This window comes from Methylomarinum sp. Ch1-1 (assembly GCF_030717995.2).
Taxonomy (GTDB): domain Bacteria; phylum Pseudomonadota; class Gammaproteobacteria; order Methylococcales; family Methylomonadaceae; genus Methylomarinum; species Methylomarinum roseum.
In genome coordinates, this window is the sequence record NZ_CP157743.1 from 2,814,874 (window position 1) to 2,828,000 (window position 13,127).

General features: G+C 45.0%; 16 protein-coding genes and 1 pseudogene. 14 read left to right on the top strand and 3 right to left on the bottom strand.

Annotated features, from left to right (window positions below):
• Positions 1-222: 222 nt before the first annotated feature.
• The gene (locus tag Q9L42_RS12945; RefSeq protein ID WP_349432756.1) at positions 223-399 is read right to left on the bottom strand and encodes a transposase; all 177 of its coding nucleotides are present in this window, start codon (positions 397-399) and stop codon (positions 223-225) included.
• A complete protein-coding gene (locus Q9L42_RS12950; RefSeq protein WP_349431198.1) occupies positions 374-1,264 on the bottom strand; it encodes a transposase in 891 nt (296 codons plus the stop codon). Before Q9L42_RS12950 ends, Q9L42_RS12945 begins: the two co-directional genes overlap by 26 nt.
• Before the next feature lie 460 nt (positions 1,265-1,724).
• On the opposite strand from Q9L42_RS12950, the gene tnpA reads away from it, so the two are divergent.
• The 12 genes and pseudogenes from tnpA to Q9L42_RS13010 all read left to right on the top strand — a co-directional run bounded on the left by tnpA (position 1,725) and on the right by Q9L42_RS13010 (position 10,256).
• Positions 1,725-2,156, top strand: a complete 432-nt coding sequence (gene tnpA, locus Q9L42_RS12955) for an IS200/IS605 family transposase (protein WP_305907972.1) — start codon at positions 1,725-1,727, stop codon at positions 2,154-2,156.
• A gap of 130 nt (positions 2,157-2,286) precedes the next feature.
• Complete coding sequence (locus tag Q9L42_RS12960; RefSeq protein ID WP_305907971.1) at positions 2,287-3,096, top strand: hypothetical protein; 810 nt, start codon at positions 2,287-2,289, stop codon at positions 3,094-3,096.
• A gap of 80 nt (positions 3,097-3,176) precedes the next feature.
• Positions 3,177-3,614 carry a hypothetical protein gene (locus Q9L42_RS12965; RefSeq protein ID WP_305907970.1) on the top strand — a complete coding sequence of 146 codons (438 nt, stop codon included), beginning with the start codon at positions 3,177-3,179 and terminating at the stop codon, positions 3,612-3,614.
• A gap of 129 nt (positions 3,615-3,743) precedes the next feature.
• Positions 3,744-3,932: a hypothetical protein gene (locus tag Q9L42_RS12970; RefSeq protein ID WP_349431199.1), complete on the top strand. Its 189-nt coding sequence runs from the start codon at positions 3,744-3,746 to the stop codon at positions 3,930-3,932.
• A 350-nt stretch (positions 3,933-4,282) separates the two neighbouring features.
• On the top strand, positions 4,283-4,507 hold the full coding sequence (locus tag Q9L42_RS12975; protein ID WP_305907968.1) for a hypothetical protein: 225 nt from the start codon (positions 4,283-4,285) through the stop codon (positions 4,505-4,507).
• A gap of 81 nt (positions 4,508-4,588) precedes the next feature.
• A pseudogene (locus Q9L42_RS12980) lies at positions 4,589-5,976 on the top strand (IS4 family transposase).
• A gap of 114 nt (positions 5,977-6,090) precedes the next feature.
• A complete protein-coding gene (locus tag Q9L42_RS12985) occupies positions 6,091-6,642 on the top strand; it encodes a pyridoxamine 5'-phosphate oxidase family protein (RefSeq protein WP_305907967.1) in 552 nt (183 codons plus the stop codon).
• A 339-nt stretch (positions 6,643-6,981) separates the two neighbouring features.
• Positions 6,982-7,647 (top strand): TVP38/TMEM64 family protein, encoded by a 666-nt coding sequence (locus Q9L42_RS12990; protein WP_349431200.1) that lies wholly within the window; start codon positions 6,982-6,984, stop codon positions 7,645-7,647.
• 358 nt (positions 7,648-8,005) lie between these two features.
• Positions 8,006-8,266, top strand: a complete 261-nt coding sequence (locus Q9L42_RS12995) for a hypothetical protein (protein ID WP_349431201.1) — start codon at positions 8,006-8,008, stop codon at positions 8,264-8,266.
• 267 nt (positions 8,267-8,533) lie between these two features.
• Entirely contained in the window at positions 8,534-8,947 is a 414-nt protein-coding gene (locus Q9L42_RS13000) for a GFA family protein (protein WP_305907965.1), read from the top strand.
• A gap of 311 nt (positions 8,948-9,258) precedes the next feature.
• Positions 9,259-9,783: a hypothetical protein gene (locus Q9L42_RS13005; RefSeq protein WP_349431202.1), complete on the top strand. Its 525-nt coding sequence runs from the start codon at positions 9,259-9,261 to the stop codon at positions 9,781-9,783.
• Between the two features lie 155 nt (positions 9,784-9,938).
• On the top strand, positions 9,939-10,256 hold the full coding sequence (locus tag Q9L42_RS13010; RefSeq protein ID WP_349431203.1) for a YbjQ family protein: 318 nt from the start codon (positions 9,939-9,941) through the stop codon (positions 10,254-10,256).
• Between the two features lie 400 nt (positions 10,257-10,656).
• Here Q9L42_RS13010 and Q9L42_RS13015 read toward each other — a convergent pair whose 3' ends face one another.
• Positions 10,657-11,538: a LysR family transcriptional regulator gene (locus Q9L42_RS13015; protein ID WP_305907961.1), complete on the bottom strand. Its 882-nt coding sequence runs from the start codon at positions 11,536-11,538 to the stop codon at positions 10,657-10,659.
• A 132-nt stretch (positions 11,539-11,670) separates the two neighbouring features.
• Here Q9L42_RS13015 and Q9L42_RS13020 point away from each other — a divergent pair, with 132 nt between their 5' ends.
• Both Q9L42_RS13020 and Q9L42_RS13025 read left to right on the top strand, forming a co-directional pair.
• Positions 11,671-12,594: a hypothetical protein gene (locus tag Q9L42_RS13020; protein WP_349431204.1), complete on the top strand. Its 924-nt coding sequence runs from the start codon at positions 11,671-11,673 to the stop codon at positions 12,592-12,594.
• A 63-nt stretch (positions 12,595-12,657) separates the two neighbouring features.
• Entirely contained in the window at positions 12,658-13,077 is a 420-nt protein-coding gene (locus Q9L42_RS13025) for a hypothetical protein (protein WP_305907959.1), read from the top strand.
• Positions 13,078-13,127 lie beyond the last annotated feature (50 nt).

The following is a 13,127-nucleotide window of genomic DNA, read 5'->3' on the forward strand; positions in this document are numbered from 1 at the left end:
ACATTCAGTAATGAGCTCCAAAACTCGATCCGGCAAACCCTGAAGCTTTCTCTTGCGCGGACGTTCACAGAGGCTTTTTATGCAGTCGTCAATAAAGTACTATTTTTGAAAACAAGCCAAGTCCTGCCTTGATCTCATTGGCGATCGTGCGCCATAAGCGCCAATGGGTAATTGAACGATCGCCGTCCATTGTGGTGGCCGCTCGGCCGAATCGGCGTTGCGCTATTTTTGAGTCACTGCAGCAAACAGTAACTTGCCGTGCAAATACAAATCCGCCAGCTTGCTGTCTTTTCGGGCGCGTAGCCGGTCGATATCGAGCAAGCTCTTTAGCCGCTTTATGACCAGCTCCACTTGCCAACGAACCCGGTAGAGCTCAGCGATTGATTTCGTGTCGAGCAGCGACTCGGGAGCGAAGTAAAATCAACACCCAGCCGCTCAGCATCAAGGTCTTTTGGCTCGCCGTGCGACCTTTATCACGCGCGCGTTGTTTCGCTTTGCGGCGTGCTTGCGCCGCCTGTTCCGGCGGTAACGGCATGGCATGCACCACGCCTTCAATACGTTTGTCTTGATGACACAGATAAACCGGTATCGCACCCGGCTGACCATTCAAATCGCGTATGCGCTGTTCCCAATCGATTTTGACATTTTTCGGTTCGTTGCGCCTTTCGTAAAGGGTCATGCTGTGTGGATTGTAGCGCAGCACAACGTGGCCGCCGCGATCAATGACCGGGACTAAAGACTTCGGTTGGTTGTAGCCTCGATCAACCACCGCGACATCACCTGCGGCTAACTGATAGTGATCCAAGCTCTCGCCGACTTTATCGGTCGTGACGTTGACCTCGCGGAGTGTCAAGCTCAACAGGTCGATGGCCACATGCAAGCGATACGTTGTTTCTTTCGCACCGGGTTCTTGCACGGTCGAACCGTCAATCACAATGAAATTCAAGGAGCCATTGTTGATCTGTTTATCCAATCCGAACACACGCTTCAGTAACGACTTGATCCACACCACGCAGGCCACCAGTCGCTTGGTCACCGCCGTGTCGCTCAAACAGCCTTGAAGCTTGGCAACTTCGCCGGCACAGCTGCGCAACGACAAGTCCAGTCCGCAATACAACAGGACTAGCTGCAATAATTGCAACGGTGATCGGATTTTCCGTGCCCGTGCAAACGCCTGTAATTCATAGGCCTGCTCCTGGAAATCTGCTGGGAGCTCTTGCAAAAAGTCATCAAAAAGGGTATCTGTTAGCTGTGGCTGCTTCATAGAGATTTTCACTTTCGTCGGTAAAAATACTCTATGTTGTGGTCACACCTTGATTTTTTAACTGTGAATCAAAGTCTTGCGTCTTAAGTTGGCGCTTATGGGAGAAGAGGTCGGGGCGATCTGGGGAAGAGCTAGCAAAGTAGGGCGCTTGACAACAATCAACTTAACGCTTACTGTCATTCCCAAAAATATGCAGGCCGGTTTTCTCGATTTGTCTGTTGATATCAACTTATCAAGGCAAAAATGCCTGATTTTCAGGATATGCAGGAATATATGCCCGAATTACCGGAAATTATCAACTTATCAGGGAAAATTGACCTGATAATCATTGGTTAGATTTTAACAAATAATGAGAAATCCCCCGGCTCTGCCGGGGAGACAGCAAAAGTTTGACATTCAGAGGAGTCCATCAGGAAACTCAACATCGTGAACCGCCAAGCACACGATAGAGGAGAACCTGATGGACGAGAATGAAAGCTTAAGTCACTCGCGATGGGAGTGCAAATATCATGTGGTATTTATCCCCAAATGCCGGCGTCGCACTTTGTATAAAGAGTTGCGTAAACATTTGGGCGAGGTATTTCGAAGGCTAGCGAGCCAGAAAGAAAGCCGGATTATAGAAGGGCATTTGATGCCGGATCATGTGCATATGTTGATCGCGATACCGCCGAAATACGCCGTTTCCCAGGTGATTGGTTTTATCAAAGGCAAAAGTGCAATCCATTTGGCTCGAGTCTATGGAGAGAAGAAACGAAATTTTGTTGGGCAACACTTTTGGGCGCGGGGTTACTTTGTTTCGACAGTGGGTCGAGATGAAACGATGATCCGAGAATACATCCGTCACCAAGAACAAGAAGACCAGAGAATTGAACAATTGAATCTTTGGAATTGAGTGCCACCTTTAGGTGGCTATTAAATTGGGGCCGCGTTAGCGACCCCTTATACCGCTTTGAGCGGTTCACAACATAAAGCCCCCGGCTTTGCCGGGGGATATTTACTAAAAGCATTCGGAGGGAACCTAAATGACATCAATCACATTCGCCATAAAATATCATTATGGTGATGCCGAACAAGGCCGTCTTGATATGTACGATGCAGCTGTGTCATTCCAGGGCTTTGCAAGAGCACTATCTATTACGGCTCACGCCTTATTGAATGATGGCGAAATACGGAAAAAAGGGCACCAAATAGCAGGTGGTGAACTCTATATTAACCCATCACGAAAAGGCAGTTTTGAACAGATAGTAACGTTTGTTATTACAAACAAAGAAGCTATTGGTGCAAGCATTGCCGCTGCTGCATTCTACGACCTAATCAAGTGGACATGGTCTAAAACTCTAGAGATCGCCTACGAACCAGAAACCCCGCACGTACGAAAATTATCTGAGAGAATTGAACCATTCATCGGTGAAATGGAAGAGGTCCTTGAGGTTCCTCTTGAGCAAGCGCACAGACCAATCAAAAAAGACGAAAATGTGGTTGTTACTATAAAGCGCCAAAGAATTGGTGAGGTTGTTCGTTTAGATTCGTCAACTTTGGAGAAAGTATCGCTTCGTGTCGAAGATGCCACCACACACAACATTCGCGGAAACGTCACTCGATACAATATATTGTCAGGTTATGGAAGGTTCTATGATGATGAACTAGATAGAACCGTATCATTCAAAATTGGTGATGATGTTAGTTCTGCCCAGAAACAACTGTTGACATGGTCAATGCACTACGCCCAGGAAGCGCAAGGCGAAGGAAAGCTGCTTATTGATGCCAAGCGCGTTCTCACCTCAAAAGGAGTTACTAAGCGCTATTTAATCTCTAATATCAAGCAGGCGTAAAATCTAACACGACGCTCCACCTGACCAAAAACCGCTACGCGGTTTTCGTCGGGTGAGCTGAGCGTTAGCAGGCTGGAGTTATGGAAATTTCTGACTTAATCAAAATTTTATTTGGTGCCGTTCTTGGTGTCGGCTTGACGTTGATTGTGGACTGGGTTCGGCTGTATCGCGAGAAAAAGTTTTTGTCTAAATCGCTATCAGCTGAAGTTTCGGTAATTTTGGAACATTTGAGACCCTTTGCTACAACTGAGGCAAAAGTTTTCAGCAAAACCGAGTTGCCGTCGCTGACTCCGCTTCCAGTATCAGCAATTGGGGTAATGCCTATATCAATTTCCATGAAGGTAATGAAAGCTCATTGGGCTATTAAACTCGCAAATGAGCATCGCCTACTAGCAATTGAAGCTGAAAAAAATGGACAATCCGATGCTTTGAATATTTATGCGTCGATATACATGGAGTGGCTAAAGAAGGCTTATGGCTATATTCAAAATTTGGCTGAAGATTTACCTTCTTGCTAACCTTGCGGTCGAGAGGGACGCTCCGCCAAAAAGCGTGGCTCCGCGCCCCTCACCTTTACGTTAGCTGATCAATCACGGCGGAAAAAAGGGGACAGATTTATTTTTTAGAGCTCAAGAGGATTCGGGTCAGTGCAAGATATAAAAACATTAGAATTAGTATCGGTCAGAGATCATGGATTAGATGAATACTGGCTGCAAGATTATATATGCCAAAATCCTACATGTCTTGGCTTGGGCGATATCGAGCTGGTTTCAAAGGAAAAAAAGCAATCTTCTGGTGGTCGCTTAGATATTTTAATGAAAGGCTCAGATGAGTAGCTCTATGAAATTGAAGTGATGCTCGGAGAAACAGACGAAACCCACATTGTCAGAACGATCGAATACTGGGATATAGAGAAAAAGAAGCGCCCCCAAAAGACAACATACAGCTGTTCTTGTAGCAGAAAAAATTAACACAAGATTTTACAACCTGAAGTTTCCCAATTTTTTGAGGGCAAGAATATCAGATAATTCTAATATTCAGCTGAAACATTAGCTGATCCTAATATTGATTGTTAGGCTATGGCGAATCTCATTAAAAACAATAGCTTATGGGTGAATGAGGTCGCCTTTTGTAGTATAATATTGGTTTCTAAATCATTGATTACACAAACAAAAGGGCCTCATTCATGTTCATTTTACGCGATTTGCTTCGCCCTCTCCAAGCCCATTTTTCCGAGACTGACCTGGGACGGGAGCGAGCCTCTTTGTTTGTCTACACGCTGCTCGCCGTGATTGTTCCGTTTACCTCATCGATGTCGTCTAATTTATGGCGGGGCTTGATCGAAAAAAGAACCGAAAAAAGGGGAAAAAAGGGGACAGATTTGAATGGCACTTACTTAAGCGATAACTAGTTGAAAGTATTAAAAAAGGCAGAAGAAGTGATAAACTTATTGTGACGAAACAAAGAAGCAATCACCAAGCCCCCTGCCTTAATGTTCATTAATAACAAACTTATTCACGCCCAGCAACAAAGAATTCAGAAGTACAGAAAAGAAACTCATTCGTATAGTTTTTTTAATCTTCTAACCAGTCCGGAATTATTATCCTCAATTGAAGGGTTGCTGCCCGAACATCGGGAAAGACTTTATCCTCCGACAGAAACACTTTCCATGTTTTTGGCTCAAGGGATGAACCAAGACCGCTCGTGTCAAAAGGCCGTTAATGATGCCGCCATACAACGAATTGCAGCAGGTTTGCCCGCGATAAGCACAACGACGGGCGGCTATTGTCGAGCAAGACAGCGACTACCATTAGCCATGATCTCTGAATTAGTTTGTCGAACAGGCGAACTTATTGATAAGGAAGTGCCTACTCAATGGCGTTGGCGAGGAAAGCGTGTTCATCTAATAGATGGAACGACTGTTACGATGCCTGACACAGCAGAAAACCAGGCCGTTTATCCCCAGCAAAGTTGTCAGAAGCCTGGGCTTGGTTTTCCTATCTGCCGTCTTGTAGGCGTCATCTGTCTGGCGAGTGGAGCCGTTTTAAATGCGTCTATCGGACCTTTCAAAGGAAAGGAGGCGATGAACAAAGTCTACTTCGTAACATGCTGGGAACCTTTAATACCGGAGACCTTGTTCTAGGAGATGCCTATTATGGCACTTATTTTTGTTGGCATCGCTACAGGAGAAAGGTGTTGATGCCGTATTTGAACAAATGGGAGCACGTAAACGGACAACAGATTTCAGTAAAGGCAAACAGTTAGGTGACGAAGACCACCTGGTGACACTCAAAAAAACCAAAGAAAAAACCTGACTGGATGGAGCAAAGCCAATATGATGATGCGCCTGAGACACTCCTTATTCGCGAGGTAAGCGTAAAAGGAAAATTACTTATAACCACACTCCTTTCACCTAAAGAGGCTTCTAAATCTGAGTTAAAAGCGTTATATAAAAAACGCTGGCAAATTGAAGTTGATTTTCGCAATATAAAAACAACCATGGGAATGGAAACTTTAAGCTGTAAAACGCCCGAAATGACTGAGAAAGAAATATGGGTTTATTTTTTAGCGTATAACTTAATACGGCTATTGATGGCTCAGTCCGCATTATTAGCCGATATATTGCCTCGCCAGCTGAGTTTTAAACATACATTACAATGCTGGTTAGCCTGGAATCAACAAAGTGTTTTTATTGATATCGGAACAAGTGAAGAGCTGTTATTCATATTAATTGCTCAAAGACGAATTGGAAATCGTTCGGGACGAATAGAGCCCCGTGCAGTAAAAAGGAGGCCAAAACAGTTCTCTTTACTAACAAAACCTAGAAATGAAGCAAGAGCAGATATTAGAAAGAATGGCCACCCAAAGAAAGTAAAATAAGTGGTTGTTATTAAAAGAGTTATGGGCTTAAGTAAGTGCCATTCAAATCTGTCCCCTTTTTCGGTCCTTTTTCGTCCGTCCCCTTTTTCAACTTTTTTCAACACGGCGTGCCCAATGGGACAACAATTTAACCAACTTTCCGATAAACATATCCACTTTATCAAAGGACAAAAGATCTTCTTTGTCGGGACAGCGACCGCAGAGAGTCGCGTGAATGTGTCCCCAAAGGGTATGGACTCGTTTAGGGTGCTAAGCAATTCTCGTATCGCTTGGCTAAATGTTACCGGTAGCGGTAATGAATCATCCGCTCATGTGCTGCAAAACCCACGAATGACCCTCATGTTCTGCGCCTTTGATGATCCTCCTCTAATCTTGCGGCTTTACGGTACCGCAAAGGTTGTTCACATCACCGATCCCGAATGGGATGATCTTTTTGGTTTATTCGTCCCATTGCCCGGTGCTCGGCAAATTTTCGACGTAAGAATTGACCTCGTGCAAACTTCTTGTGGAATGGCTGTACCCTATTTTTCGTATGCTGGTGATCGAGCATTACTCTCTGATTGGGCCACAAAGAAAGGTGATGAAGGTTTGAAGCAGTATTGGGAAAGGAATAATCAAATGAGCATCGACGGCATCCCTACTCACATTGTCGCAAAAAATGGCTAACACGGCGCTCAAGCGAACACACCTAGGAGGCTGTCCGAGAATAGCAATCTCAGTTTTCTAGGCACAATATTTAGTGCTTAATAATTATTTACAGACACTATATATTGACGCGGAATGAGTTAAACCTTAGTTCTCGGACAGGCTCCTAGCGTCGCTTCGCTTAGTTTGCAGCAAAGGATAAAGCAAGGGGCTACTTGTTGATGAAATATCTAAAAAGGACGGGATTATTGGACCCTTTTGCTGCTTTTGCTTTGTTTAGATATTTTCTCCAACATGCGACATAATATAGATTAATAAGAGTTATACGTTTCTTCTGGCAAAGCGGACAGGTAGCCCATCATGACGTCGTCAAAAAGATTATTGCTGTTGCTAATCGCAGTCTTGATCGCCGCTTTTTTTCTGTTTGATCTGCGGCAATATCTGAGTCTGGATTTTTTGAAGGCTCAACAAACGAGTATAGAAGCTTATCGGGACGCTCATCCCGGCTTGTCCACCGCGATCTACGTTCTGGTCTATATCGTCGTGACCAGTTTATCGCTGCCGGGCGCGACGGTGCTGACGCTAGCGGGCGGGGTCTTGTTCGGCCTGCTGTGGGGCACATTGATCGTATCCTTCGCGTCGGCCATCGGTGCGACGCTGTCCTTTCTGGCGGCGCGTTATTTGTTTCGGGATGCGGTTAAAGCCCGGTTCGGGGCGCGATTAAAAGTGATTGATGAAGGCGTGAATCGGGATGGTGCTTATTATTTGTTCACCTTGCGGATGATGCCGGTGATACCGTTCTTTGTGATCAATCTGACGATGGGCTTGACAACGATCCGGACGTGGACTTTTTATTGGGTCAGTCAGATCGGCATGTTGGCGGGAACTGTGGTTTTAGTCAACGCCGGCAATCATCTTGCGAATGTCGATTCGTTGTCCGGCATTCTGTCGCCGGCCTTGCTGGGATCGTTCGCACTTTTGGGTCTATTCCCATTATTGGCGAGGAAAGGGGAAGGCAGTTCATGAAAAAGGCCCTCTTTCATTTATCCGATTCTGGCAGAGGATAATAAATATCCGCCCGCCGGCGCTTGAGCATTTTAGACCTTACATGACGAATAAAAAGAGGGAGTGTGAAATGTAAGGCCTGGGTAACCCTCCTTCACGTCGGGAGCGTCTGTCCTACTCGAAACTCTCCTTCATTTGTTAGCCGATGATGGTCCGAAACACTTTAAGCTTTTAGTTAAGAGAGATAAACTCGTTGAACTGGGCGTTATTCCCGAGTGAAACCAGCCTAGCCTAGGCAGGAAGCTCACCTGATTCTAATAACCGAACATTATGTTAGAAGATAAAGTTCAGTGCTACAGTCAGAAAATCAAAAATTGCAGTGATTGTTAGTATTGATGCAGCGAATGAAATTGCTGATCTGGCGACTGATTATTACATTTGGGCAGTGGATACTGTTGCCAATCGAGCAGCTTTAAGTATGTTGGAATCAGAAGTCACTACATTTCCGTTTGATGAAGGAGATATGGCTGTGCAAATGTTTGAATGTTATGTTGAAGCAATAATCGAACATCACCCTTGTTGGAAAGAGTTGTTGGTCGTTGGGGGGGCAGTGATGTCGAAGAGATTCAAGGTGAATTAAAGTTGTTTCAGTCTTGTGAGTTACTTACTTCGAAATACGGCCTAAGAATCATAGCAAAGTAAATTAAAAAAGAAGTAGGTCCCGCATTTGGCGCTAGGAGGCTGTCCGAGAATAGCTATCTCAATTTTATAAGCACAATATTTAGCGCTTAAACATTGTTGGCAGAATCTATATATTGATGTGGAATAAGTTAAACGTTAGTTATCGGACAGTCTCCTAGGGCTTTTTAGTTCAGCATTCTGAATTCATCGAGTAACAGGAGTTTATATGTCCCACGTAACGCTTAAAGGCGGCTGCCTTTGTGGCGCTGTCAAATATGAAGTAAACGGTGATCTTCAACATTTTTATCATTGTTACTGTTCACGGTGCAGAAAGTCTTCAGGAACCGGGCATACATCAAATGTAATCTTATCAAATGCGAACCTGCTCTTTACGGGCGGTGAGTCCTCGGTGAAGCAATATAAGGTTCCAGAAGCCAAGAGGTTCACCCGGCAGTTCTGTAGTAATTGCGGGAGTTCAGTGGCTCAATTCGTTGCGGAAATGAACTTTGTAGTAATCCCTGCCGGATCATTGGAGGGCGATATCCCGATCAAGCCACAGGCACGAATCTTCTGGGACTCACGAGTCGATTGGGCATGTGATGGAGATACGTTGCCGCGTTACTCAGAATATCCAGGGTGACTGCTTTATGATGCGTATTTTACCGCGGTAGAGCAATAATAAGTCCCTAATGTGTGGCCTCTGGGCAATACGTATAAGCTCCATACAGCTGCTAATACCTGAGGCTCTTGATTGAAAAATAAATCTGCGTCGGCTCAAGTAAAATGGCTTTTGCCCTGTAATTGCATGGCTATCTCGTTATAATAGGGGCCGATATTGGCTATAAATTCATCATCGATCGAGATTCGTGACCTTGATGTCTTGTTGGAAAGCCATCAAGGTATGTGGGTTTATCGATATCATAAGTAATCAAGAAATTAAGGAAAGTACAGATGAAAGTATTAATAAGTTCATTGATAACCGGTTCAATCATGGTCGCCTCTTCGTCCTCGGTTTTAGCGCAGTCTTATGCAGAGGACGAAGCGAAAGAAATCGTTAGAAAAATGGATGACAATGCCGATAAAAAAGTCGATTTCAAGGAGTTTTATCAACAGGAAGTCACCGATAATCAAGATTCATATGACGTCAATCGAGATGGCTACATCACTTCCGGCGAAATAGAGTTAGAACTCAAGGAAGACTTGATCGAAACAGTCAGTGAAATGAACAGGGTCGGCGTTTCCGAACATGATGCCGATGTGACTATTACCAATACGCTGAATTCGGTCGAACAAAAGTCCGAGCAGATTGTTAAACAAATGGACGAAGATGGCGACGGATTGGTCGAAAACGATGAAATCGAGCTCTTTGAGCGCAAAAAATTCGAGGCGCTCGATCGCGATAAAGACGGCTTTCTGACCGCCGCCGACGTCGAGAAAAAATCAAAACACAAGGGATTCCCCATTCGCCTGAAATAATGAACTTTGCTGTAGTGTTGAGTTTTCAGCTCAACCTACAGCGATGACCAGACAAACTCGATCATTGCGATGATTGAGTTTGCCAAGCTAAGGAAAAGGGAAGGGCGTTAAGCTTCCTTCGTGCACTGGTTACACCTACAAGATGAGGCTGGAAAATGATTGTCACGACTAGCGAAACGATTCCCGATCAAAGCGTTGCCGAGATACTCGGCGTTGTGAGCGGTAATGTTGTTCAATCGAAACATATCGGTAGAGATCTGATGGCTGGCCTCAAATCCATCGTCGGTGGCGAGTTAAAGGGCTATACAGAGTTACTTGCCGATGCGAGGAATCAGGCGATAGCAAGGATGTTAACAGAAGCCGAAAGAAAAAATGCCGATGCGATTGTTAATGTGCGTTTTTCCACCAGTCAAGTCATGGAAGGAGCTGCCGAAATTATGGTTTACGGCACCGCCGTGAAGCTAAAGTCTTAGTCAAGATACGGTTTGATCAATTCCATCGAAAGTCGCTTTGATACTGATTTCTACCATTTGTCTTCTACTTCATCTTATTTGATGAACGCCTTTCCTCCCATTCGTCGCCTGTGAAACGCCATAATTACATGACAGCGTACTGATCTAAGGCTTTAAAATCACCAAACTTCGAAATTTTCGCCATTAAATGTGGCTCAAGCCGATCCAAGGCGTGATTTATATTTATAGTATAATTATACTATATTCTATTTTTGTCAAACCAATCTACCCCGAAGCTATCGAGAACTAAGCAAGGTTCCGAGTATCTTGAACATCTAATATCAATTAGATGATGCACGATAGGTTATGTACATTCCCGATTGGGTGGGATTGAGGGTCGATGCCTGTTATTGCGCCGAGTTTAATATGCTCCGGCATTGTCTAGATCATAATTCTTTTGCTGTTCCAGCCTGGCTAAGGCGCGCAAGTTATCAAGCACCTGTTCCAGCACGTTGCAATCACTGTCTTTGGGGAAAACCATATAGGAAGGCAATTTAAATTGTGGACTGTCTGGCACCCAATGCAGCTGTTGGCGCCTAATCAAGGGTTCGGCTATACGCAGCGGTAAAAAACACGACCCTCCATTGCTGATGACCAATTGTATGCCCAGCCAGCCGATATTGACCACTTGAGCAGGCCGTTCAAGGTCAGGGTAGCTGATGCAATGCTGTGCATAAAATGCTGGTCCCCAATCGACATAGACATAATCATCATCCGGCCATGGTTTAGTCGGATCGGTCGTCAGTAATACCAATGTTTCATCGAACAGATGTTCGATCATGACGCTGGGGCTATGTTGGGGGGTATACATTAAACCGATATCGATAGTGCCTTCGATCAATCTGCGCGTCAGGTCTTCTTCGAAACCGATGTCACAGCGTAGAGAGACGTCGGGCATTTGCTTGTGAATTTCACCGATCCAGTGGGGTAGCATTTCTTCCCATAAGGCGATGCGAGCGCCGACCGTTATGCTGGCTCGAAATCGGGTTGGGAGCCCTATATCGTGGCGCGCCTGTTCAAGCGTCAATAATAATGATTTTGCATGGCGCATGAAGCGGTGACCTTGTTGGGTCAGATGGGCGCCTGAGCGGTTGCGCACGAACAGCGAGACTCGCAGATAGGATTCTAACCGCTGTATTCGCGTACTCACTGTCGACTGAGTGACATAAAGTCTGTTGGCGGCTTCCTGAAAGCTGCCGTTGGCGGCAACGCTTAAAAAAGTTCTGATTTGTTCTATGTCCATAGCGATATTATATCGATATATTCGATATTAAAGTCCAATAAAAATCGTTTGTCTTATATCATATTCTGATCCTATAGTATTTAACAAGCTGGCTCTCGAGCCGCATTTCTGTCATTCAACCGAGATATCATTATGTTGTCACTCAATATAGCTTTAGGAAGGATTAGATCTGCTGCAGGGACAAAGACTTACCTAAACTCCATCCATCATAACGAAATGATCAATTCCATACTCAGCCGTATCCATATGATTAAACTGCTTTTGGGCTTGTCATTGCTGTCGATATTGGTCGGCTGTCAAGGCCAGGGATCCGCTCTCAAATTGGCGGAATCGGTTAGACCTAAAGTACAGAAGATCATGGTTGTGGCGGTCGAGGCGCCGCCTCTAGAAGTGATTCCCGATTTACTCGAATCCCGTCTGCCGGTTTATCAGAGTTTTCATAATATGGCCTTGCCCATATCGCCAGAGCGAAAAATCTATCGGAATTCGGGGGGCATCCTGATCACCGGTCATGTAGGCCGTGATGACATTGTGGATATTGCGGATTTTTCAGAATCATCCGACACGATTAGGGGGTTACACTCCATTGATGAACAATCCCGCGCTTGGCTGCCAACATTGCTATTGGCAACGGAAACGGCCATGCAATTAAATGCCGATTCTTTTCAAACGGTCCCGGCTTCTTATATGCGTCAATTGCCATTACGCGAGCGTGACGCCGATCTCGTCGGTTGGCGGTCGGCGATAGCGCGCTGGTATCAAGGGCGTGAGGCTGATTCTCAATATGCGGGCCTTAAAGACATTGATGCAGTGCTTGAACTCGGTATTGCCGATTACAGAGTTGTGCATGGACACGCAACGCTACAGCTGCTGTTTAAATTAATCGATCCGGAATCTGGTCGGATTATCGCTAAAACCCGCGTCAAAAGCAGAGCTTTTCTAGCGGCTGCTTCACATCAACTTAACCATGATGGTGCAAAGTTTAAGCTGTTATTCTCTGATATGGGGGGGCGTTTAGTCGCACAAGGGCTACAAGAGATGAGGTTAAAGATTTAACGTTTGTTAATGCCGTGTTTTTCGCCCCGGTTCGTGATCCAGACGATAATTGAGTTGCCACTGATGAAAAGTGAAGCTTCGATTTTGCGTAAGTTATTAACCGGCATCGTACTGCTGGCGATCGCCACTGTTCTGTTCGATACCTTGTTAGAACAACTGCTTCACTTATTGCATACATCGTTTGAGTTATTGGAATTTATTCTCGATACCTTGGTTGAGCATATCTTTAAAACTGATCGTTATACATCACAGTTGATTGCTTTTTATTTAATGATGCTGGCAGCCGCTGTCGTTGTGTATAAAGCTGGGAAACGGCTGCTTGGCAGCTATCGCAAGATGAAAAATAGTCTTTTCGAAGCGCGTATAGGATTGAAAAACAAGGTTAGGAAATATTGGCAAACCATGCGCTTGATCGACAAGATCCAATGGGGGAGTGTATGGGTGGTTAGCGGCTGCTTATTACTATGGGGATTGTTTAGTTAATCGATTAGCGATGGTATTGGATGCAGTTTATTTAGTAACCGGAAGGAGCC